This is a genomic window from Citrobacter sp. Cu096 (assembly GCF_030332285.1).
Taxonomy (GTDB): Bacteria; Pseudomonadota; Gammaproteobacteria; order Enterobacterales; family Enterobacteriaceae; genus Citrobacter; species Citrobacter meridianamericanus.
On record NZ_JAOWID010000019.1, the window covers coordinates 161,155 to 184,372 of the forward strand.

Here is a 23,218-nt window from a genome sequence, read left to right on the forward strand (position 1 = left end):
CCGTCAGTTAATTGCGTCGTAGAGCTCAGCATGAATTTTCTGCCATTTCTTGTTCTCGGAGCTTGGCTGTGCGCGAACGCGCAGCTCAGCCTGTTCAAGATCATATTGCTGACGTGCGATGACCGCCGGAACCGAACAAAAACTTTGTAGATAGCTTTTATGTAGCGATGTGAGTGACGTCCCATTCAACATCGCGTGGCTGAGTGAAGTCATAAACTGTCGACAGGGTTTACTTTCACTCATCTGCGAAGGATAACGCAGCAGCAGCCTCAATACCTCAGTATTGCCTGCCGCGAACGCCGGCTCTGTCCACGCCAGCCTCCAGTCCATCCCGCCCTGCAGGAACAGTGACGTCACGCGAGTATCGTTGCGTTCGATAGCCGCCCGCATGTTAAAGGCATCCCAGGTTATGCCCATTCGGGTTACTGCCTCCCGCGCAGTGGGAGCATCACGCCGTGGCTCCTCCTGTACGATTTCAACGGACTGGCCGGAAGACGCCTGCGGCGATGGCGAAGTAAATAACCAAAATGCTCCCAGCGAAATCACCAGCACCATCACGCCGACCGCAACCCACAACATGCCGGAAATCAGCTGTTCACGTTCTTCTGCCGTGCGTTTGGCTCGCTTCTCCGGCGGATCGATACTGTCTGCGATTTCCTGCTTATCGCCCCCCGCCTGCTCGTCTTTTTGCTTTGCGGCTTGCCAAAACTGGCGAACCATCGCCTCATCGGACTCCAGATACGACGCGGGATTAATACGCGTACGCCGTTCTTCAAATGCGCGCTGCACAGGGTGAGTAATCTGCCGATACTGGTATTCCAGCAACAGCAATTGTACTGAGGTTAGCGGTTGTTGCGCGATAACGCAGTTACGCGACAGGCGGCAGTCATCCAGAAACATCCGCAGCGTGATGCGTGGTTCAACAAACGACATGAGCACCGAAGTATCGTTAAAGATATCGCTAAAATGCCGAACGAATAACTTCTTATCAACGACCATTAGCGCCAGTTCACTAAACATCATGCCGTCCAACGCATCATGCCCTTCCCCCAACTTTAGCCAGCGACGCAAGCGTTCACCGCCAAAGTGCTGTTTTAGGAAGCTATTGAGCGGATGTTGATCCGGCCATACCTTTGCAATCAGTGACTTGAGGGTTAATTCTAATGCACGAAGCTGACGCTGCGCGCGCATCTGCGCATCCGGCTCTACAGGTGCAATTTCGGTTTGATACTTCAGGATGGGCTGTTGCTGGCGTAATTGCTCCAGAGAAGCGACAAAGCGCAGCGCAGAAATCAGCTGGTTTTCGCTGACGTCCTGGCCATTTTCATATTGTGGCACGCTCTGCTGAAGATGGCGTAGCCGTAGAGTGAACTGGCTCAATTGCGCATCATTCATTTGTAACCGTCTGGCGACAACGCCCCAACCGCCCAGATTCAGTCGCGCCTGGTCAAGTTGTTCGAGAAACCAGCGTGGATCTTTACCTTCTGATATGCGTACGCCTAGCATCAGCAAAATTTCTACCGAGGCCTGGCGGATTATCCCTAAACAATGTTCGAATGGTGTGCATGTCGCCTGTAACGCGCTATTGGTCATTATCTTCCCTAAAAGGACCCAAAAAAAAGCGGCCTCATCATGGTTTGTCGTTATCTTTTTTAAATGCAGCGCTGTGCCGGTGTAGACTAAAACATATTCATATAGCAAATAAATATGTTTTACAGTGACTTCCGCACAATCATTGAAAACTATTCTGGAGGGAAGCCTGTGCCTGTACTGAAAACCTCGCGTCTGATCTGCCGTCCGCTGACAAATGACGACTGGGCGTTCTTCTTAACGTTACAGCAGAATTCAGATGTGATGCGTTTTGTCGCTGACGCGCGTACTGAAGATGAGATACGGGCAGCCTTTGACTCCCGCCTGCCTGAATGGTCTCCCGGCAGCCCGCACTGGCTATGTCTGGTCCTGTGCGATAAGGCATCGGGAGCACCGCTTGGGGTGACTGGATATATTCATGAAAACAATGAATGTGCCGAGGTCGGTTTTCTGCTCGCCCCTGAAGCACAGGGGAAAGGTTATGGTGCTGAATCCCTGCATGCCGTTTGCGATTTTGCATTTACCACCGGAGGGCTACGCCGGCTTACGGCTTGCGTCACCGCAGGAAACGACGCTTCGCGACGTCTACTGGAAAAGGTCGGGTTCATTCACGAAGGCACGCTGCGGGAAAGCTACTGGCTGCATCAAACCTGGAATGATGACTGGATTTTCGGCCTGTTAAAACACGACTATCAGTCACCCGCAGCATAAGACGTTTTGCTGAAAAAACGGGCTGTATGGCAACTGGCGTAACGGAGACGGTTTCTTAAAATAGGTCTCTTTGTACAGAGATGAATATGCCACTCAATTCAACGCATTTCACACCCGCCTGTGTTGCATTTATTAAACAATGGCAAGGTCTGTCACTTGAAAAGTATCAGGATAAAAATGGTGTCTGGGTGATTGGCTACGGGCACGAAATCACATCCGATGAAAGCTTTCCTGCGCCTGTTTCGGTAACGCAGGCAGAAACACTACTGCTCGCGGATCTGGAAATCTGCGAGGAATTCATACACCAGAAAATGCCGCAAATAAAAGAAAGATTTCAACAGGAAGCGTTAATTGCGTGGATTCTCAGCGTGGGGATAAGCCGGTTTTGTGCTGCAGAATTCTGCTCGGGGGCTTTTTCACAGCCAGAATCGTTCTGACTGTGAAATATTCGCCCATTAAATGGCGTCGTTTAACATCATTGCCGCTTGCGTACGGTTTTTTACCTCAAGGCGCTGATACAGCGACTCAAGATGGGCTTTGACCGTTCCGGTGCTGATATTTAACAACCGACCAATTTGTTTATTTGATTCTCCGGCGGCAAGCATAGTCAGAATCTCTCGCTGACGCGCACTAAGCGATCTGATATTTTGCCCGCTGCCCTCGGGAGTTGTCATACAATCTCTGGGGATGAATACCATTCCCATCGCAACGCTATTGAGTGCCAACGTGAAGGTTTCCGCGTCAGAGTCGCGTGGAACAATAGCCAGCACGTTCAATTGCGTAACCTCCTGCAGCCATTTTTTACGGCAGTCCGTTGCTGTCACCAGCACTTTTACCGTCGAAAAGCGTTGCGCTATCTGCTGTAGCAAGTTACGGCAGAACTCAGCGTCCTGGTCGCCATCCAGCATGACCAGCGCATCAGGGGTTTCTTCCAGTTTCTGCCAAAGGTCATCTGCCTGATTGACACCCTGAACATCCACTCCTGGAATACGCCCTTGCAAACTTACATTCATTCCATGAATAAATATCGACTGCCTGTCAAACATTATTACCTGCATTACTTATCTCCGTCTGAATAAGATACTAGCCTTAACACGCGGAAGGGTATTACCCGAGGGGTAAAATAAGAAGTCACCATTTGGCGGGGGCCATTTTACCGATAGACGGAGAAGAAAAAAGTAGAAATCGAAAATAGTTACAGCTCAAACCAAATAATCACACAAAGGGACAAATGTGGCGCCAAATATTAAGGAAATCCTTAATGTTTTGAGATAAAGCTCGGCTTATTAATATTAATTCTTCGAAGTTTATATTCTTTACTAAAAATAATAAACTCACGATAACAGAAAAAAATGTTACAAAACGAAATGTCGCATCAAATGATCATCACCTGTGATTTGCTGCCTGGCAGCGTTGGTATATCAATCGATACGGAAGGCTCCGGGTGATTGCATCACTGTGATCAGGTCTTCAAAGAGACAGGTCTGCATAAATAATACCCTTGAAAAAAATCACAGTTCTTTAAGTGCAAATAGTTGGCCTGAACCTGAGTCTCAACGCCTTCGGCAACCATCAGAATCTGACCCTGTCGTCCGGGCCGTTTTTGATATCTATCGAACCATAACGCTATTTAGCGAACATTAGTTGAAAATAAATAGAAAAGATAACGATAAAAAAAAGCCCCTCGCACAGCATGCTCAGGGCAAATACCTGGGTTGACATCACTCACTCAGGTTATCTATCTTCTCCCTTTTTTTGACAGCATGAGTCGGGAGTTCGCTCACTTTGTAATAAACGGGAATGACATCAGGATAATTGATGACATAACCCTGACCTCTTATATTAAGGATAAAATCTCTGGGTAATCCCAGCAGGCCAAGTTTATTATTAAGATTGTGCAGGACTTGCCATAATCGTTGCGCAGAGGGGCTCAGATTATGCGCCTCCCAGATTTTTTCAAATAATTCTTCTTTCGTTACTGGCTGGCTTCTGGCATTTATTAATAAATACAGAAAAAGCCTTAGCATTGTTTCATTAAAGTAAATTGACGCAAAAGCGATGTTTTTCTCGGTATGGCTACCCGTAAGCCGATACAGTCGGCGATTAGAAATATCAAAATGAATTTCAGCACCAATCATAAATCCATATAGACGATAGCCCATATCTTATACCCACGTTAAATGAAGACGAACATGCACCTCTACATATAAGCGTTGAGATAATCCATACCGTTTGTATGGTGGATTATATGGCTGCTATAAATACTTTCCAATCTACATCCCAATGTACTATGAGGAACCGGTCGTTTAGTATTCGTTTATGGTAGATTTGAGGTTATAAATGAATTTCACGGTTTATTATTCTTCCTATGCGAAATTTTCAGCACATGTACCATGTTTTCATATAAGCGATCAAGCACTCAATTTTTAATGTCGAATTTTACACATTTTAAAGAATTAAATCCTGATACGTGGAGAATATCAAGAAAATGGCGCACAGTCACAATCCGTCAGCAATCAAGTGACGTTTATATACTGGCATGGAGATGGGGAGGTGCTCATGGTTTCTTCTGAGGCAAATCCGCTGCCGAAGAAAATACTTAATTCAGAACGTTTATCCCGGATTTCTTTCCGCACCGCGATCGGGATATTAGATTCCAGATAATACCGGTAAACGCCACCAGCTATATTTTTACCTGGGGTGGCGCGCCGGTTTTCTATTGCTTAAAAGTTGAATAAGATACGCGCGACTTACAGGAACATTCCGCCCGATACTTCGATACGCTGCGCTGTCATCCAGGCCAACTCATCACTGAGCAACGCGGCGATCGCGTCGCCAATATCATCCGGCAAACCCGCGCGCCCCAGTGCCGTTTGCGATGCTACATACGCATTCAGCTCTTGATTATCCCGCAGTCGACCACCGCCAAAATCGGTTTCAATCGCCCCAGGCGCGATGATGTTTACTGAAATCCCCCGCTCTCCCAGTTCTTTCGCCTGATAACGCGTCAGTACTTCCATCGCCCCTTTCATTGAGGCATAGGCGGCATATCCTGGCAGCGCAAAACGCGCCAGTCCCGATGAAACATTCAGGATCCTGCCGCCATTCTGGATCAACGGCAACAGACGCTGGGTCAGGAAGAAGGGGCCCTTAAAGTGAATGTTCACTAATTGATCAAACATCGCTTCGGAGGTATCGGCAAAAGTGCCATACAGACCAATACCGGCATTGTTCACTAAATAATCAAATGATTCACGATTCCACATGCTTTTCAGCTGCGCTTGCACCTCACGGGCAAAGGACTCAAAGCCAGCCACATCGCTGACATTCAGTTGTATTGCCGCAGCTTTTCTGCCTTTTTGCTCAATCTCAGCAACCACATCCAGTGCCGCCTGCAGCTGGCTGTTGTAGGTGAAGATAATGTCCGTTCCTCTGTCTGCCAGCTTAAGTGCGGCATTTTTACCGAGTCCACGACTACCACCAGTCACTAATGCAATACGTTGCGTCATAAGAAACCTCATTTCCGACGTTGTGATGATTGAGATAAAGCTTATTAGGTGATAGAAAAACAATAAATATCACCTGTTGCGCATTACTGTTTCATCTGGAACAACAATAGGGCATGAGAATGGATAAAATTCACGCAATGCAGTTGTTCATCCGCGTCGCGGAACTGGAGAGTTTTTCACGCGCGGCAGACACTCTCGGTCTACCTAAAGGTAGCGTATCCCGCCAAATCCAGGCCCTGGAAAATCATCTCGGCACGCAGTTATTGCACCGCACTACCCGCCGCGTTCAGCTCACACAAGACGGCATGATCTATTACGAACGCGCAAAAGATTTGCTGAGCAATCTGGATGAACTGGATGGACTATTTCATCACGATCCTTCCAGCATCAGCGGCAAGCTGCGCGTCGATATGCCGGTTGGCGTAGCAAAAAATCTGGTGATGCCCCGCTTACCCACTTTCTTGCATCAGTATCCAGGCCTTGAGCTCGAACTCAGCAGCAGCGACCGCCTGGTGGATTTGATCCGCGAAGGCTTCGACTGTGTGGTACGCATAGGAACGCTGAAAGATTCAGGCATGATTGCGCGTCCGCTGGGAAAACTCACGCAGATCAATTGCGCCAGCCCGCAATACCTCGCCCGCTTTGGGTATCCAGAAAGCCTGGAGGATTTAACCTCGCACGCGGTGGTGCACTATTCGGTCAATTTGGGAACGCGTGCGCAAGGATTCGAAGTGGCGACAGACAACGGCGCTAAATGGGTCAAAACCGGCGGCATGCTAACAGTGAACAGTACCGAAACCTATCATGCGGCATGTCTTGCCGGTCTGGGCATTATTCAGGTACCGCGCGTGGGCGTGCGTGATGCCCTGCGTGCCGGTACGCTGGTAGAAGTATTACCGCAATATCGTGCCGAGCCATTACCGGTTTCCTTGCTCTATCCGCACCGTCGCAACCTCTCCCGTCGGGTACATCTGTTTATGGAATGGCTGACCGGCGTGATGAAAGACTACGTGGACTGACAAGCTATACTGTCCTGAGAATGAACAGAACAAGGATTATTGCCCTGATGACGCAGGAAAAAGAGATTAAACGCCCCATTCAGGAACTTGAGCACGCTCCCATCCCAAAAATTGAGACCCTGAAGCGTGAAAATACAGAGACCAACGGTAAGACTAACCAGGCGTTGAAAACTGCCCTGACCTTCGCTGAAAAAATTCAACGTCAGCCCATGATTGCCCATCTGATTCGCGCTGCGGAGCGGTTTAACGATCGCATGGGAAATCAGTTTGGCGCCGCGATCACCTACTTCTCGTTTCTGTCGATGATCCCTATTCTGATGGTGTCGTTTGCCGCCGCGGGTTTTATTCTCGCTTCGCATCCTACGCTGTTGCAGGATATCTTCGGCAAAATTCTGCTCAACGTCAGCGATCCGACACTCGCCTCTACGCTGAAAAACACCATTAACACCGCCGTACAGCAACGTACCACCGTCGGTCTGGTAGGGCTTGGTATCGCGCTCTATTCCGGCATTAACTGGATGGGAAACCTGCGCGAAGCTATTCGTGCCCAGTCGCGCGATGTCTGGGAGCGTACTCCGCAGGATCAGGAAAAAATTTGGGTTAAATATCTGCGTGATTTTATCTCATTGATTGGCTTACTGATTGCGCTAATTGTTACCCTGTCCATTACCTCCATTGCCGGTTCCGCCCAGCAAATGATTATCTCCGCGCTGTATCTCGACGGTATCGAATGGCTGAAGCCCGCCTGGCGGCTGATCGGTCTGACCATTTCCATTTTCGCCAACTACTTACTGTTCTTCTGGATTTTCTGGCGGCTACCGCGTCACCGCCCGCGTAAAAAGGCGCTGATTCGCGGGACATTTATTGCGGCTATTGGCTTTGAAGTGATTAAGATCGTCATGACCTACACGCTGCCATCGTTGGTAAAATCCCCTTCCGGCGCGGCGTTTGGTTCAGTGCTTGGACTGATGGCATTCTTTTACTTCTTCGCTCGTTTGACCCTGTTTTGCGCCGCCTGGATTGCCACAGCGGAATACAAAGATGACCCGCGTATGCCGGGGAAAACCCACCGCTAATTCATCAAATACTGCCGGATAACGCTCGCTTATCCGGCCTGACCAATGCTTAATTCGAAATCAGCCGCATTATCAGAATTAAAATCCAGACCGTAACTTTTATTTAACCGAAAACCAGTTTTATCATCCAAGTTTTAAATTATGTGAAGCATTTCATGGAAGTGAAATCTCCAGCCTAAAAATTATCCCCTTTTTGCTCTTTTTTTGACCTCTCGCAAGGTTTGTTACAGATTGAAATGTCGCTTTTGCTGTGCGTAATATGGCCTTTCGTTCGGCCAAAAATAAGAAAATATTATGCAAGCAACAGCCACAACGCTCGACAATGAACAGGAACACACCCCGGTCAACTCGCGCAATAAAGTCGTCGTCGCTTCACTCATTGGCACTGCCATTGAGTTCTTCGACTTCTATATCTACGCCACCGCCGCGGTGATCGTGTTTCCTCATATCTTCTTCCCGCAGGGGGATCCGACCGCAGCAACGCTGCAGTCTCTCGCAACCTTTGCTATCGCCTTTGTGGCCAGGCCGATAGGTTCTGCTGTATTCGGGCATTTCGGCGATCGCGTAGGGCGTAAAGTCACGCTGGTTGCCTCACTGCTCACCATGGGGATCTCGACGGTTGTCATTGGCCTGCTGCCGGGCTATGAAACAATCGGCATTTTCGCCCCGTTGCTGCTGGCGCTGGCGCGTTTTGGTCAGGGTTTAGGTCTGGGCGGTGAATGGGGCGGCGCGGCGTTGCTGGCGACGGAAAACGCACCACCGCGTAAGCGCGCGCTGTACGGCTCATTCCCGCAGTTGGGCGCGCCTATCGGCTTCTTCTTTGCTAACGGCACGTTCCTGTTGCTTTCCTGGCTGTTGACCGACGAACAGTTTATGAGCTGGGGCTGGCGCGTACCGTTTATCTTCTCTGCGGTACTGGTGATTATCGGTTTGTACGTTCGCGTGTCGCTGCATGAATCCCCGGTCTTCGCCAAAGTGGCTGCGGCGAAAAAACAGGTGAAAATCCCGCTGGGTACTCTGCTGACAAAACATGTTCGTGTGACGATCCTCGGCACATTCATCATGCTGGCGACCTATACGCTGTTTTATATCATGACCGTCTATTCAATGACGTTCAGCACCGCCGCTGCCCCCGTAGGGCTTGGCCTGCCGCGTAATGAAGTGTTGTGGATGCTGATGATGGCGGTTATTGGCTTTGGCGTAATGGTGCCGGTGGCGGGCCTGCTGGCCGATGCGTTTGGTCGTCGCAAGAGCATGCTCATCATCACCACGCTTATCATTCTGTTTGCGCTGTTTGCCTTTAAACCGCTGCTCGGTTCTGGCAATCCGGTGCTGGTGTTCGCCTTCCTGTTGCTTGGCCTGAGCCTGATGGGTCTGACATTTGGTCCGATGGGCGCGCTGCTGCCGGAGCTGTTCCCGACTGAAGTGCGCTATACGGGAGCGTCGTTCTCGTACAACGTGTCATCGATTCTTGGTGCGTCCGTTGCCCCTTACATTGCCGCATGGCTGCAGGCGAATTACGGCCTGGCGGCGGTTGGTACGTATCTGGCATCGATGGCGGCGTTAACACTGATTGCGCTGCTGTTAACTCACGAAACCCGCCATCAGTCGTTGTGATTCTTTTGCCGGATGCGGTAGTGACACCGCATCCGGTGCTCTCATCACTTCTTCATCTGCGACAGGATCGTCCGACACTGATTCGCGTCCCCCTCTGACGGCGAAATCAGCGCCAGCAGAGCTGCCGCTGGCGTCACCAGCGTTGCCAGCGCGGCAGCAACCGCACCGCGCGCAATCAGCGGTCCGGCCTTCACGCCAGCCTGTGGATTTTTAAAGGTTCCACGGACATACAGCGGCGAACGCAGGGTAATAATACGGATACCTTTGCTCTCCGGATCGATGGTTAAATCCAGTTGCTCCGACGCAAAGCTCGCCGTACCGGTGACATTGATGACCGCGTTTTCGGTGTCGAAAGCAAAAATCTGCGGACGCGCCACCCCGTTAACAATATCCAGATTCGCTGCCGCGCAGTTTACCCGCACCTCATCATCACCAAATATCTGTCCGACGATATAATTGCCCAAATTCAAGCCAACAATTTCCATCAGATTCCGGCTGATTAACCCATCATTCATCAGCAGCTTCAGATTGCCATTGCTGTTACCCAGCAGCGCAGCGATCGAGTTTCCACTCCCGCTAAACCTGGCGTCACCGTTCATTTCTCCAAGCGTTTTCTGCATCAACTCTACATCCGGCATCAGCGCTTTTAGCTTCAGGCGTCGAGCCTGAATGTCCGCCTGCCCCCGCATCGGCTTTTTGCCCCCTTCCAGGTGGATGCTGGAGACAATGCTGCCCCCCGCGAGGCCAAATTTTAGCGGTTGCAGCCGTAGGTCGGCATTTTTCAGGATGATATGTGTGGAGAGATCGCTGATCGGCAAACTACTGCCGTGTTCGATACGTCGCCCTTTGAAACGTACGTCAGCATCCATCACGTTCCATTTGTCGGTTTCAAATCGGTCATATGGCAAAACCTTGTCCGCTGGCTGGACGCTCTTCTCGCCTTTGCGCTGCTCAGACTGTTTTGCCCGCTCCGCCCCTTTGCCTGAATCCACTCCGATCAGCGGCCCCAAGTCTGCCAGCCTCAGTTGGCGCGATTCAACATCCCCCTTCAGCATGGGTCGCGGTTTACCGGTGGTATAGGTCAGCGTTCCGTGAATATCGCTGTCGCCAATGCGGCCATTGAAATCGCGATAATCAAAAACAGAGGATTTTTCCGGATCAATTTTAGCAATCAGACGCCCGTCAGTTTCAAACGGCGGTGTATCCGGGAGCAGCACGCCGGTCAAATCGTACAAATCCCCTAGCGAATCTCCCGAGAATTTAAGTCGCAGATCCGCTCCGCCCATATTCATTGGATCGTTTATCGTACCCATAAACGCCACGCGCGTACTGCCCGAACGGAAATCAGCCTGAATCGGGAAAGAGGTTCCTTCGCCGCGCAGCGCCAGCATTCCGCCAATTTTTCCGCTACCGCTTAGCGGTTCGCCGTTATATCGCCCTTGCGCTTTCAGACCAAACACATAGTCCTCAACGCGAACGTTGCTCTCTTTACCTTTTGTGCCAGTCACTTCGCTAAAGGGCAATGGTTTCCCCAGCGGATCGATCAGGATCTCAAGCTCCGACTTCGTCACTTTATCGTTAATGGCGATCCGCCCTTGATCGAACAAAATGTTATCCAGCCGGAAAGACCATGCGGATGGCGACGGATTAGGGTCGCGGTTTTCGTCCCCAGCGAAGTTAAAGGTCCAGTTATTGTTTTTCTCCGACAGACGGATCAGCCGCGCATCGGGTTTTACCAGCTTGATCCACGGGAGCCAGACTGTCTTTGTCAGCAATGCCAGTGGGGCGAGCGTGGCTTCAACGCGCGGGAGATGCACCATGGTAACGTCAGGAATATCCGGCGGGTTGCCAAGGATGATATCTTCGGCATGAATATGCGGCCACGGAACCCAGCTACGCCAGCCGGTTTCCTGCTTTTGGCGTTCCCAAACCACGCCCAGGTCACCCCGTATAGCGAAGGGCCGATTGAGTTCTGTAGAGACTTTCTGGTTGATGGTCGGTTTGAGCCGATTCCAGTCAAATGTCGCAATCACAATGATGAGTACGACGATCAACAACAAGAAAACCCCTATTATTGAAGTGGTTATTTTGCCTGTTTTCGTCATGTCTAACCTCCTTATTTCCTTCCTTGCCTGTCCTAAAGATAGCCCAGCAGGAAAAAAGGAGGTGTTCTACATCTTCATCAAAGCGACAGCATCACGTCTTCGAGGGTATCAAGAGGCAATGGACGAGAAAGAAAATAGCCTTGCGCAGCAAAAGCCGGTGAGTTTTGGACATCGCGCCACTCTTCCAGCGTTTCAACGCCTTCGACAATCACGCCGCGGCAATAGCGATTCATCAGCTGTAATAGCAGCGTGAAGAGATTGCGACCTTCCGGCGTCTGGCGCAGCATGACAAACAGATCCCGCGCCACTTTGATATAGTCATAGCTCACTTCGCTTAGGGCCGAGAAGTTCGCCATTCCGGTACCAAAATCATCCAGCCAGAGCGGGCCAAACTCGCACATTGAGGCGAACGACGACCCCTTCGGTAAGCGGATGTGCTCCACCAGTTCAAAGCGCAACCACGGCAGACATTCGATGATTTTCAGAACGTCAGCATCCTGGCGCATCGCAATGAGTGTTGGCCCGTCGACGTTCACCGATGCCAGCAGGCCGTTAGCTCTAAAAAACGCCCCTTTTTGTTCGAGCTGCAAAAGCTGTTCTTTCACTACATCAACGCGATGCCGGACGGCCACTTCGGCAAAATAGCGATCTGGCGCGATACGTTGGGTGGGGTTTTCAGGATGACTCACGACGGTCAGCAGCTCAACGGCCATCAGCCTTCCGTTGGTCTGGTAAATTGGCTGGTAGGTGTAAGCACGCTCGCACTGCAGCCAATAGCGTCTCTCCTGCAAGCTTTCAATACTCGCATCAGGCGTAATTAGCCGCTGGGTAACCTGCTTTATCATCTGAGATGTCCTGTAAATAAGAGTGTGACTGACCGGACTCGTCAAAGGTTATCGGCGCTCAGGCGCAGAACTTTACGTTCCGCCTCAGGCAAAATAGAAACTAAGCGGTAAAAAACGACGCAGAACACGTGCTGGCTCAAAAAAATAATGGAACGATGTTTTAATATAGTTGACCACTTAACACCCACAGCGCACACTAACGCTAATTTTTTTCACAGCAGGTTACGACTATGTCCAGAAAGATTGCCGTGATTGGCGAATGCATGATTGAGCTGTCACAAAAAGGCGCTGACGTTCAGCGCGGATTCGGTGGCGACACGTTGAATACATCCGTTTATATCGCCCGCCAGGTCGATGCTGCGGCACTTTCCGTACACTATGTGACTGCACTGGGTACCGACAGTTTTAGCCAACAAATGCTCGAATCCTGGCAGGGCGAAAACGTGGATACCTCATTAACCCAGCGCATGGAAAATCGCCTGCCGGGCCTTTACTACATAGAGACCGACAGCACTGGCGAACGTACCTTCTATTATTGGCGTAATGAAGCAGCCGCAAAATTCTGGCTGGAGAGCGAACAGTCCACCGCTATTTGTAACGCGCTGGCGACATTTGACTATCTGTATCTGAGCGGGATTAGCCTGGCAATTTTAAGCCCGGCAAGTCGTGACAAACTGCTGTCGTTGCTGCGTGAATGCCGCGCCAACGGTGGAAAGGTCATTTTTGACAATAACTACCGCCCACGTCTGTGGAGCAGCAAAGAAGAGACGCAGCAGGTGTATCAACAGATGCTGGAATGCACCGATATCGCGTTCCTGACGCTGGATGATGAGGACGCGCTGTGGGGTGAAAAACCTGTTGCCGAGGTGATGGCTCGTACTCACGCGGCTGGCGTGCAGGAAGTGGTAGTGAAGCGCGGCGCAGACTCTTGCCTGGTTTCCATCGTGGGTGAAGAACTCATCGATGTCCCGGCCGTAAAACTGCCGAAAGAGAAGGTGATCGATACCACCGCTGCGGGAGACTCCTTCAGCGCAGGGTATCTGGCGGTACGTCTGACCGGCGGCGATGCCGCTGATGCCGCGAAACGCGGCCACCTGACGGCAAGCACCGTTATTCAGCATCGCGGGGCGATTATCCCACGCGACGCCATGCCGCAATAACTTGTTGTTCTTGTAGGCCGGGGGCGCTTCGCTTGCCCGGCCTACAGGTTACGATCCCCTTTATTATACCGGCGGGATGTCCGTCACTTCAGGATGTGATTCATCCGTTTCAGCCGACGTTGCCGCTGCGCTAACCGGCGCCATAATGCTATCCCACGTCGCTTGCAGATCCTTCATATTGAATTCAGGCTCACCTTTCGGCTGCAGCAGAATTAACGCCATATCTTGCGACAGTTGCTGACGCAGATCCTGGTTCAGCATCTCAACGCTCAGGCTGTTAAGGAAGCTCTGGCGTAAACGCTGATACTGTTCCGGCGCAATATCCACGACCTGGTTTTGCAACGAACGCAAACGCTGGCTGATCAAGATATCGGTGTCGGTGCGGCCATAGGTGGCAAACAGCTTTTGCAGCTCCAGATTCTTTTGTGCGACCAGCGCATTGAACTCTTCCTCCGGCAAGCCCTTATCGCGCACTTTGGCCAGCTCACGCGCAACCGTACCGAGGTTCGCATTCAGCTTATCGTTCGGCGACTCAACGTTGATGGCGCACTGCGCACGCAGGAACAGCACCCGACAGTCAAAACCAAGGCCAATGTCTTTGGTATTGTTTTTACTCAGCTCCTGCTGAATGTGCCAGAACAGCGCCTCACGGGCTAAATCCGCGCGCCAGTAACGTAACAGCGCGGCAGATTCACGGATAGGCTGCCACGGCGTATCCCACATAATGGAAAGGCGATCCTGGCGTACCGCATCGGTCATAATGCTCACGGCTTCAGCACGCAGCGGCGAAAGCGTCGGTACTGGCGCAGGCGTTTCACGTTTTCCTTTTAACTCGCCAAAAGTTTTATTGATTTGCTCAGCCACGCTGCGCGCATCAACGTTACCGACGATAATCAGCGTCATCGCATCCGGGGTATACCATTTCTGATAGAAGGCGTGGATTTTTGTCGCATCGACAGGCGTTTTCAGCGGATCGGCTGGATCGTGGCCCAGCAACGTTGATCCCTTCAGACGATAGCGCCACCATCCCTCTTTGGTATCTGACGGCCAGGTTGCAACCATATCTTCGCTACTCAGCGCATGATTGACCGTTTCAGGGGTAATGCTCAGATTGCCGGAAATATTCGCCAGGTAAGAAAGTGACTCTTTCAGTAGATCGTTACGGCTGTTTGGCAGACTGAGGTTGTACAACGTGGAATCATAGGAAACGATAACGGGCGGCATGGGACGTTTGGGATCGAACCCCTGCTGCCATAATGAACGGGCTTGCGTGGCATCGAGGCCACCGCTTTGCGTCAGCGCGATACGTGGGATCGCATGGCTGAAACCACTCTGTTGCGTACTTTCGGTGAGTGAACCGGTATTAACCAGCAGGCGGACCTCAATACGGTCACTGGGGCGCTGGGGAGTGGCTAACACTTGCCACTGTAGACCATTTGCCAGCGTGCCCTGTTGCCACGCCGGGTCAGGCTGGAGCGCATCTGCCTGCACATAGCCGGCAGTGGCCATCATCAGCAAGCCGCCCGCTAAAAGTCGAATTTTTGTGCCCTGCATGTGAACCCCTGATCAACTATCCTGGAAATAAAAAGACAGCCCGCAAAAGGACTCTCTGAATATGACGTTAAAAACACTTCGTGTTAGACCGCAAGAACATGAAAATGTCACGGAGGAAGTGAAAAAATCCCGACACCGCCGAATCGACGGTTTCAGGCACAGGGGTTAATTATGCGCAAACACCCGCAGTCCTGGAAGGGACTACGGGCATAAGTGGAGAGATTAAGAGGATATTTCGTGCGTTTTGCCATCCGGCGCACGATTATTCAGCACATCGTCCAGCTTTTTATGGTCCAGTTCTTTGACCCATTTGGCGACGACGACAGTTGCCACACCGTTACCGACCAGGTTAGTCAGCGCACGTGCTTCAGACATAAAGCGGTCAATACCGAGAATCAACGCCAGACCCGCAACCGGCAAATGGCCCACCGCGGAGATCGTCGCGGCCAGAACAATGAAGCCACTCCCGGTCACACCCGCAGCACCTTTTGAAGAGAGCAGGAGCACCACCAACAGGGTTATCTGATGGAAGATATCCATATGGCTGTTGGTCGCCTGAGCGATAAACACCGCCGCCATCGTCAGATAGATTGATGTCCCATCAAGGTTAAACGAGTAGCCCGTGGGAATAACCAACCCGACAACAGACTTCCGGCAGCCCAGTTTTTCCATCTTATCAAGCATACGCGGCAGTGCGGACTCGGAAGAAGAGGTGCCCAGAACGATCAGCAGTTCTTCACGGATATAACGGATGAATTTGAAAATGCTGAAGCCGGTTGCGCGAGCAATCGAGCCCAGCACCACGACCACAAACAAAATACAGGTTATGTAGAAGCAGATGATCAACTGGCCCAGCTGCACCAGCGTCCCAACGCCATATTTACCGATGGTAAAGGCCATGGCACCGAAAGCACCGATCGGCGCCAGACGCATGATCATGTTGATGATGCCGAAAATAACCTGCGAAAAGCTTTCAATCACGTTGAAAATCATCTGGCCTTTGCTGCCCAGACGGTGCAGCGCAAAACCAAACATTACCGCAAACAGTAATACCTGCAGGATATTGCCGCTGGCGAACGCGCCAATGACGCTACCCGGGATAATATCCATCAGGAAGCCTACGATCCCCTGGTCTTTTGCCTGTTCAGCGTAAATGGCAACCGCTTTAGCGTCCAGCGTCGCCGGATCGACGTTCATTCCGGCACCGGGCTGCACTACGTTGACGATGATAAGGCCGATGATCAGCGCAATCGTACTGACAATTTCAAAATAGAGCAGTGCAACCGCACCGGTGCGACCGACTGCTTTCATACTTTCCATGCCTGCAATGCCGGTAACGACAGTACAGAAGATGACAGGTGCGATGACCATTTTGATGAGCTTAACGAAAGCATCACCAAGCGGCTTCATTTGGGCGCCTAATTCAGGATAGTAATGGCCAAGGAGGATACCGATGGCAATTGCTGTCAGGACCTGAAAGTAAAGGCTTTTGAATATAGAGGTCTTCATAGGGTGTCCTTAAAGTAAAAACCACAGGTCTTGTAAGGTTTTGTTTAACCTGCGGCCCTAAAGTAACACCCACACAACATGACAGAAATGTGCCTGGATCATAATTGATACAGAAATGTTAAAAATTTTGAGCTGGCTCGCACAAGCGAGACCTTTTTTAACTTTTGTAATCAGCGTTTTCCGGCGCCAGATAACGTTCTTCGAAGATATTAGCCGGAACCGGTCGGGCAAACAGGAACCCTTGCGCCACTTCCACCCCCGCTTGCGATAACCATTCGCGTTGCGCTTCGGTTTCGACGCCTTCGGCAATCATCTGCAAATTGAGTCCATGCGCCAACTGAATAATGGCGGAGATCATACTGCAATCTTCAGGGACGCCATCGACAAACATCTTATCGATTTTGAGTACATCCACCGGTAGCGATTTCATATGCTGTAGCTGTCGCAGACCCGCATATCCCATACCAAAGTCGTCGAGGGCAATACGCACGCCCGCGTTGCGCAGCGGACGTAAAATAGCCACAGCGGCATGGGGATCATCAATATGCCGACTTTCGGTCACTTCCAGAATCAACGTCCCAGGCTTGATACGATAGCGGTTTAGCAATTCCAGCAGATCCGACACCATACTTGGGTGCATTAGCTGTAGCGCAGACAGATTCACCGAAAGCGGCAGCATCAGACCACGTTCCTGCCAGGCCGAAAGCTGGCGGCATGTCTCTTCCAGCACCCAGTAACCTACCGTCACCATCAGACCACAGGACTCAATCCTGTCGATTAGCCCTTCAGGCAGTTCCCAGCTTCCGTCCGGCTGCTGCATGCGCAATAAAGCCTCTGCGCTCAATATTTTACCGCTGGACATTTCCACCTGCGGCTGCATCCACAACGCAAACTGATGGTTATCCAGCGCGGTAAGAATATCGTTCTCTTCCGTCAAACGCTGCTGCGCTTCTTCCATCTGCAACGGATCAAAGAACTGAATCTGGTTTTTACCTTTATGACGCGACGTTAACACGGCTGAGAGCGCGCGGCGGTATAGCTGTTCTGCGGTCAAATCGCCATTAAACATCGCCACCCCAATGTTGCAGGTGGGACGGAGTTGAATCCCCTGAATCGGTAACCGCTCGTTAACGATAGTGAGTACTTGCTGACCTAACGTAATCGCGTGCCAGGGCTCCTTTACGCCATGTGCGATAATGGCAAAGTCATAGCCGCTCACCTGGGTAAGTACCATTCTGGGGGCCAATACTGATTTCAGTTTTTCAACCAGCGTAAGCAACAGGATTTCCCGCTGGGTCTCGGATAACACCCCCGCGGTATCACGCAGGGTTTCGCAGGTGACAATCATCAGCGCCGTCGTCTGCTGGCGGGTAACAACCTGCTCCAACAGCCCCATCAGGAACGACTTGTTGGGCAGTTCGGAAACCGGGAACCGCATTGAATAGTCGCTTTGTTCGTCAGTGTAGCGCTGAATCTGCTGCTGATTAAGGTTGTAGCTACGCACCAGCAGGCCAATCTCATCGTCCTGATGCAGGCGCGGCAACGCCAGCTGATAGCCAATCAGATCCTGCTGAGGGATATCGTTCAGCTCGCGAGCGATTTTACGTAATGGATGCAAAATCAATCGGTTAATGCACCATGAGATCGCCACCGTGAGTACCAACGATAAAAGTAAGTAAATGGTCACTAACGTTGAAAGCGTGCTCATTACGAACTTGTACATACGGTACGAATCCGCCTGCAGCACCAGATACGCCAGCGGTTGCGGGTTCGCTGAGCGCTCGAGGGAATATACCGGCAGCGAAATTTGCACCGGAAGTTCAAACAGGCGAGTTACCGTAACAGGAACTGGGCGCTCAGGAATAAAACTCATCCGTAGAGCCTGAAACTGATTGGGCAGCACCACATCGGCGCGGCTGACCACGCCTGCTGGCCGAATACTTTTTAAAATGGCTTCCGCTTCAGGAATATCCCCTTTCAAGATAGTGCCCGACAGAGGCTCACGGACGGAGCGAGCGATACTTTCCAGTTGCGTAGCCGTGTTATAGCGGTTCTGCTGTACCAGATGGAACAACAAAACGGTGCAAAAAATAAACACAAACACCATGACAACGGCCGCAACCATTGCCATCTGCTTAATTGTTAACGAGCGGCTGACACGCAAACTGACTCTCCACGGATAGACGAAACTGCCGTCAGAGTATACCCGATCGTAGCGGTATTAAGAGAGGCGGTATCTGAAAACTTCCAAACGTGCATTATCGCGACAGGATAGGCACGTGGCGACGAGATTTATCTGCATTTAAGCCGAAAAAGGCCGCAAGGTCGCCTCTTGCGGCCTGGTTCGGGCGCATGTTGCCGTTACGGCAGGCAGACGCCCGCAAAGTGCATTACTTCCTGGTATGCATCCTGCACGCTGGAAAGATTCTTGCCAGTTGGCAACATTCCTGCCGACAATTAATGCCAGCAGATACATAACTCATTGATATCTATTAGTTCACTTTCTGGCACAGCGATTGCTATTTGACTGTGAGCTGTTCTGTTCCGAATCAAAGGAGATATCATGTCTGACTGTCGTACTTACGGATTCAATACCCAGATCGTTCACGCGGGGCAACAACCCGACCCTTCAACTGGCGCGCTTAGTACGCCTATTTTCCAGACTTCAACGTTTGTATTTGACAGCGCCGAACAAGGTGCCGCCCGCTTTGCGCTCGAAGAGTCCGGGTACATTTACACCCGTTTAGGCAACCCCACCACCGATGCGCTGGAGAAAAAGCTGGCGGTGCTGGAAAGAGGTGAAGCCGGGCTGGCCACCGCGTCCGGTATTTCTGCCATCACCACCACGCTGCTGACGTTGTGCCAGCAGGGCGACCATATCGTTTCCGCCAGCGCGATTTACGGCTGCACCCACGCATTTCTGTCGCACAGCATGCCGAAGTTCGGCATTAACGTCAGCTTCGTCGACGCGGCAAAGCCTGAAGAAATCCGCGCCGCCATGCGTCCGGAAACCAAAGTGGTGTATATCGAAACGCCCGCCAACCCGACGCTGTCGCTGGTCGACATTGAAACGGTAGCCGGTATTGCCCATCAGCAAGGCGCACTGCTGGTCGTGGATAACACCTTTATGTCGCCCTACTGTCAGCAGCCTTTGCAACTGGGCGCGGATATTGTGGTGCACAGCGTCACCAAATATATCAACGGTCACGGGGATGTGATTGGCGGCATCATTGTTGGTAAGCAGGAATTTATCGACCAGGCGCGGTTTGTTGGCCTGAAAGATATCACCGGCGGCTGCATGAGTCCTTTCAATGCGTGGTTGACGCTGCGCGGGGTTAAAACGCTGGGTATTCGAATGGAGCGCCACTGTGAAAACGCGTTGAAAATCGCCCGTTTTCTCGAAGGGCATCCGTCCATTACCCGCGTCTATTACCCTGGTCTGTCTTCGCACCCGCAGTATGAGCTGGGCCAGCGGCAGATGAGCCTGCCAGGAGGAATTATCAGCTTCGAAATCGCCGGCGGCCTCGATGCTGGCAGACGGATGATCAATTCTGTAGAATTGTGCCTCCTCGCGGTCAGTCTCGGTGATACCGAAACCCTCATTCAGCACCCAGCGTCTATGACACATTCGCCCGTTGCGCCAGAGGAACGGCTTAAAGCAGGTATTACCGACGGGCTTATCCGTCTTTCTGTGGGTCTTGAAGATCCAGAAGATATTATTAACGACCTTGAACACGCCATCAGAAAGGCAACATTCTGACCATTACGACCTGAACCGACGCCGATCGGTTCAGGTCGTTGAGAATCAAGGCACAACAGTCTGGCTATATGCACAATCCTCTTCCGGGGAGCGTGCGTATTTTCGGCAGGGGGTTCTATGCAGGACAACACAATACAATTAAGCAACAATACAGCAACCGCCGTACCATTCTCAAAAAAGATACCGTTTACGAAATACGATTTTGGCTGGGTATTACTGTGCATCGGCATGGCAATTGGTGCCGGAACGGTGCTAATGCCAGTACAAATTGGCTTAACTGGCATTTGGGTGTTTATCGTTGCCTTTATTATTGCCTATCCGGCAACCTATATTGTGCAAGATATTTATTTAAAAACATTATCAGAAAGTGAAACCTGTAATGACTATACCGATATTATCAGTCATTACCTGGGAAAGAACTGGGGCGTATTTCTTGGCGTCATCTATTTTCTAATGATTATTCACGGGATATTTATTTATTCCTTATCGGTGGTTTTTGACAGCGCCTCATATATCAAAACTTTTGGTTTGACCGATGCCGATCTTTCGCAGTCAATAATCTACAAAGTAGCCATTTTTGCAGTGCTGGTCGCCATTGCTTCCGGGGGAGAAAAATTGCTGTTCAAAATTTCCGGCCCGATGGTGGTGGTCAAAGTGGGTATCATCATCGTGTTTGGTTTTGCGATGATTCCGCACTGGAACTTCTCTAATATCAGCGCTTTCCCTGAAGCCTCTGTTTTCTTTCGCGACGTGCTGCTAACCATCCCGTTCTGCTTCTTCTCTGCGGTGTTTATTCAGGTGTTGAACCCTATGAACATCGCCTACCGCAAACGAGTGGCGGATCGAGTGCTGGCCACACGTATGGCTATACGCACGCATCGGATCAGTTACATTACGCTGATTGCGGTCATCCTGTTTTTCTCTTTTTCTTTTACCTTTTCCATTAGCCATGAAGAAGCCGTATCAGCCTTCGAACAAAATATTTCCGCATTGGCGCTGGCGGCACAAGTCATTCCCGGACAGATTATTCATATCACCTCAACGGTGCTAAATATCTTCGCCGTATTAACCGCGTTCTTTGGTATTTATTTGGGATTCCACGAGGCGATTAAAGGAATCATTCTTAACGTTCTGAGCCGCGTTATTGACGTGGAGAAAATTAATCCTCTGGTGCTTACGCTGGGTATTTGTACCTTTATTGTTATCACCCTGGTGATTTGGGTATCGTTTCGCGTATCGGTACTGGTGTTCTTCCAGTTAGGCAGCCCGCTATACGGGATTGTGTCGTGTATTATTCCGTTTTTCCTGATCTATAAAGTCACGCAGCTGGAAAAACTGCGCGGGCTGAAAACCTGGCTAATCCTGCTGTACGGGATCCTGCTGTGCCTGTCGCCGTTACTGAAGCTGATTGAATAATCCATTTAGCGCCGTCAACACCTGGCGGCGCTTAGCTCACACTCTCCAGTTGATAGCTGCGAATTTTATTCAGAACCGTGGTATGTGACACCCCCAGCGCTTTGGCGATATGCCGCGACGACACATTCTCCTCCACCATCTGTTCAATTAGCTGGCGTTCAGCACACAAAACCTGCTCTTTAAAAGGACGTTCTGTTGAGCCTTGCTCAACGACAGGTAGATTCAGCATCCCTAATTCTTCCCGCGTAATAACATCGGATTCCGCCATTAGCATCAGACGAATAATGGTATTTTCCAGTTCGCGCACGTTTCCCGGCCAGCTGTGATGGTGCAGGGCATCAAAACAAGCTTTATCCAGAATGATCCGCCGCTGGAATTCCTTTGCGTATTTCTGCACAAAGTGGCGAATCAACAGACTGATATCCTGCGGGCGCTCCCGCAAGGGTGGAATAGTCAGAGAAAGTACATTGATGCGGTAATAGAGATCGGCCCGCAGCAGGCGTTGCTCCACCATATCTTCCAGATTGGCGTTGGTTGCCACAATAATGCGTACATTAACCGGAATAATTTGTGCCCCGCCAACGCGACGGATCCCGCCATCCTGCAGTACGCGCAATAATTTAGCCTGTAAGCCCAGCGACATTTCACCAAATTCATCGAGAAAAAGGGTGCCTTTATCGGCCATTTCAAACAACCCTTTTTTACCTTTACAGTCCGCGCCGCTAAAAGCCCCTTTCTCATAGCCAAAGAATTCACTCTCCATCAACGACTCAGGAAGCGCAGAGCAGTTAACCGGAATAAACGGATAAAAACGCCGCTGCCCGGAATTATGGATAGCCCGGGCCAGCAGCTCTTTGCCTGTGCCCGTATCGCCACGGATCAGAACGGTATATTTGCTGTCAGCAATTTTTATCGCCTTTTCGATAAGCGAGTGCATGCTCTGGCTGCTGCAAATAATGTCAGAGAAATAGCGCGGGCGTTCCGGCTCAGACATCGACAACTCGCTTATCTCTTCGCACAGGTAAGCGACATTAATAATATCGGCACGCTGGCTTAAACAGGATTGCACGCAGGAAATATCCTGTAACTGGCGGCACCAGGATTTAATCAGGATCCGTCCAGGCGTGACTTTCATGGAGATGATATTGATATCGCAGCAGGAAAATTCCTTCAGGACATCCTCAACCATCGACAGACGATCAATTGTTTTAATATCCCAGCGTATCGTAACCACATTTGCTCCTGATAGTCAGCAACTGCGAAATAGATATTTCTGTGACGAGAGGAAATCTGACTACATTTTATACGCTGCGGAATAATGTTCTGCTATAGGACTCACATTGTGGA

20 protein-coding genes are annotated in these 23,218 nt (G+C 50.8%); 9 read left to right on the forward strand and 11 right to left on the reverse strand.

Annotated elements, in window-relative coordinates:
- Positions 1-3: 3 nt before the first annotated feature.
- On the reverse strand, positions 4-1,593 hold the full coding sequence (locus OGX99_RS04820) for an STY4199 family HEPN domain-containing protein (protein ID WP_187253830.1): 1,590 nt from the start codon (positions 1,591-1,593) through the stop codon (positions 4-6).
- 168 nt (positions 1,594-1,761) lie between these two features.
- Here OGX99_RS04820 and OGX99_RS04825 point away from each other — a divergent pair, with 168 nt between their 5' ends.
- Both OGX99_RS04825 and OGX99_RS04830 read left to right on the forward strand, forming a co-directional pair.
- The gene (locus OGX99_RS04825; protein ID WP_151216914.1) at positions 1,762-2,301 is read left to right on the forward strand and encodes a GNAT family N-acetyltransferase; all 540 of its coding nucleotides are present in this window, start codon (positions 1,762-1,764) and stop codon (positions 2,299-2,301) included.
- A gap of 86 nt (positions 2,302-2,387) precedes the next feature.
- The gene (locus OGX99_RS04830) at positions 2,388-2,738 is read left to right on the forward strand and encodes a glycoside hydrolase family protein (protein WP_286542816.1); all 351 of its coding nucleotides are present in this window, start codon (positions 2,388-2,390) and stop codon (positions 2,736-2,738) included.
- 18 nt (positions 2,739-2,756) lie between these two features.
- Here the strand turns inward: OGX99_RS04830 and OGX99_RS04835 are convergent, their stop codons facing one another.
- The 3 genes from OGX99_RS04835 to OGX99_RS04845 all read right to left on the reverse strand — a co-directional run bounded on the left by OGX99_RS04835 (position 2,757) and on the right by OGX99_RS04845 (position 4,463).
- Positions 2,757-3,359, reverse strand: a complete 603-nt coding sequence (locus OGX99_RS04835; protein WP_286542818.1) for a response regulator transcription factor — start codon at positions 3,357-3,359, stop codon at positions 2,757-2,759.
- Positions 3,360-3,763: 404 nt separating this feature from the next.
- Entirely contained in the window at positions 3,764-3,874 is a 111-nt protein-coding gene (locus tag OGX99_RS04840) for an EAL domain-containing protein (protein ID WP_210904174.1), read from the reverse strand.
- A 148-nt stretch (positions 3,875-4,022) separates the two neighbouring features.
- Positions 4,023-4,463: a winged helix-turn-helix domain-containing protein gene (locus tag OGX99_RS04845; protein WP_151216916.1), complete on the reverse strand. Its 441-nt coding sequence runs from the start codon at positions 4,461-4,463 to the stop codon at positions 4,023-4,025.
- A 453-nt stretch (positions 4,464-4,916) separates the two neighbouring features.
- Here OGX99_RS04845 and OGX99_RS23850 point away from each other — a divergent pair, with 453 nt between their 5' ends.
- On the forward strand, positions 4,917-5,039 hold the full coding sequence (locus OGX99_RS23850) for a hypothetical protein (protein WP_502872295.1): 123 nt from the start codon (positions 4,917-4,919) through the stop codon (positions 5,037-5,039).
- Between the two features lie 12 nt (positions 5,040-5,051).
- Here the strand turns inward: OGX99_RS23850 and OGX99_RS04850 are convergent, their stop codons facing one another.
- A complete protein-coding gene (locus OGX99_RS04850) occupies positions 5,052-5,810 on the reverse strand; it encodes an SDR family NAD(P)-dependent oxidoreductase (protein ID WP_151223972.1) in 759 nt (252 codons plus the stop codon).
- A 119-nt stretch (positions 5,811-5,929) separates the two neighbouring features.
- Between OGX99_RS04850 and OGX99_RS04855 the strand changes: the two genes are divergently transcribed.
- The 3 genes from OGX99_RS04855 (at position 5,930) to OGX99_RS04865 (ending at position 9,522) form a co-directional block, all read left to right on the forward strand.
- Positions 5,930-6,829 carry a LysR family transcriptional regulator gene (locus OGX99_RS04855; RefSeq protein WP_286542820.1) on the forward strand — a complete coding sequence of 300 codons (900 nt, stop codon included), beginning with the start codon at positions 5,930-5,932 and terminating at the stop codon, positions 6,827-6,829.
- A gap of 47 nt (positions 6,830-6,876) precedes the next feature.
- Positions 6,877-7,905 (forward strand): inner membrane protein YhjD, encoded by a 1,029-nt coding sequence (gene yhjD / locus OGX99_RS04860; protein WP_286542822.1) that lies wholly within the window; start codon positions 6,877-6,879, stop codon positions 7,903-7,905.
- Positions 7,906-8,199: 294 nt separating this feature from the next.
- Entirely contained in the window at positions 8,200-9,522 is a 1,323-nt protein-coding gene (locus tag OGX99_RS04865) for an MFS transporter (RefSeq protein ID WP_003023312.1), read from the forward strand.
- Positions 9,523-9,566: 44 nt separating this feature from the next.
- On the opposite strand, the gene OGX99_RS04870 is transcribed toward OGX99_RS04865, so the two are convergent.
- Positions 9,567-11,627 carry an AsmA family protein gene (locus tag OGX99_RS04870; RefSeq protein ID WP_151223974.1) on the reverse strand — a complete coding sequence of 687 codons (2,061 nt, stop codon included), beginning with the start codon at positions 11,625-11,627 and terminating at the stop codon, positions 9,567-9,569.
- 77 nt (positions 11,628-11,704) lie between these two features.
- Positions 11,705-12,472, reverse strand: coding sequence for a cyclic-guanylate-specific phosphodiesterase (gene pdeH / locus OGX99_RS04875; RefSeq protein WP_286542825.1), 768 nt, complete (start codon positions 12,470-12,472; stop codon positions 11,705-11,707).
- Between the two features lie 230 nt (positions 12,473-12,702).
- On the opposite strand from pdeH, the gene kdgK reads away from it, so the two are divergent.
- Entirely contained in the window at positions 12,703-13,632 is a 930-nt protein-coding gene (gene kdgK, locus OGX99_RS04880) for a 2-dehydro-3-deoxygluconokinase (RefSeq protein WP_187253839.1), read from the forward strand.
- 63 nt (positions 13,633-13,695) lie between these two features.
- Here kdgK and OGX99_RS04885 read toward each other — a convergent pair whose 3' ends face one another.
- The 3 genes from OGX99_RS04885 to hmsP all read right to left on the reverse strand — a co-directional run bounded on the left by OGX99_RS04885 (position 13,696) and on the right by hmsP (position 18,859).
- Positions 13,696-15,186, reverse strand: a complete 1,491-nt coding sequence (locus tag OGX99_RS04885) for a M16 family metallopeptidase (RefSeq protein ID WP_286542828.1) — start codon at positions 15,184-15,186, stop codon at positions 13,696-13,698.
- A 222-nt stretch (positions 15,187-15,408) separates the two neighbouring features.
- A complete protein-coding gene (gene dctA / locus OGX99_RS04890) occupies positions 15,409-16,695 on the reverse strand; it encodes a C4-dicarboxylate transporter DctC (protein ID WP_003023301.1) in 1,287 nt (428 codons plus the stop codon).
- 157 nt (positions 16,696-16,852) lie between these two features.
- Complete coding sequence (gene hmsP, locus OGX99_RS04895) at positions 16,853-18,859, reverse strand: biofilm formation regulator HmsP (protein WP_151216923.1); 2,007 nt, start codon at positions 18,857-18,859, stop codon at positions 16,853-16,855.
- Between the two features lie 399 nt (positions 18,860-19,258).
- Between hmsP and megL the strand changes: the two genes are divergently transcribed.
- Together megL and OGX99_RS04905 are read left to right on the forward strand one after the other, a co-directional pair.
- Positions 19,259-20,455 (forward strand): methionine gamma-lyase, encoded by a 1,197-nt coding sequence (gene megL / locus OGX99_RS04900; RefSeq protein WP_151223977.1) that lies wholly within the window; start codon positions 19,259-19,261, stop codon positions 20,453-20,455.
- A gap of 117 nt (positions 20,456-20,572) precedes the next feature.
- Positions 20,573-21,871, forward strand: a complete 1,299-nt coding sequence (locus tag OGX99_RS04905) for an aromatic amino acid transport family protein (RefSeq protein ID WP_151216925.1) — start codon at positions 20,573-20,575, stop codon at positions 21,869-21,871.
- A gap of 31 nt (positions 21,872-21,902) precedes the next feature.
- Here OGX99_RS04905 and OGX99_RS04910 read toward each other — a convergent pair whose 3' ends face one another.
- Positions 21,903-23,105: a sigma-54 interaction domain-containing protein gene (locus OGX99_RS04910; protein WP_187253841.1), complete on the reverse strand. Its 1,203-nt coding sequence runs from the start codon at positions 23,103-23,105 to the stop codon at positions 21,903-21,905.
- Between the last annotated feature and the right edge of the window lie 113 nt (positions 23,106-23,218).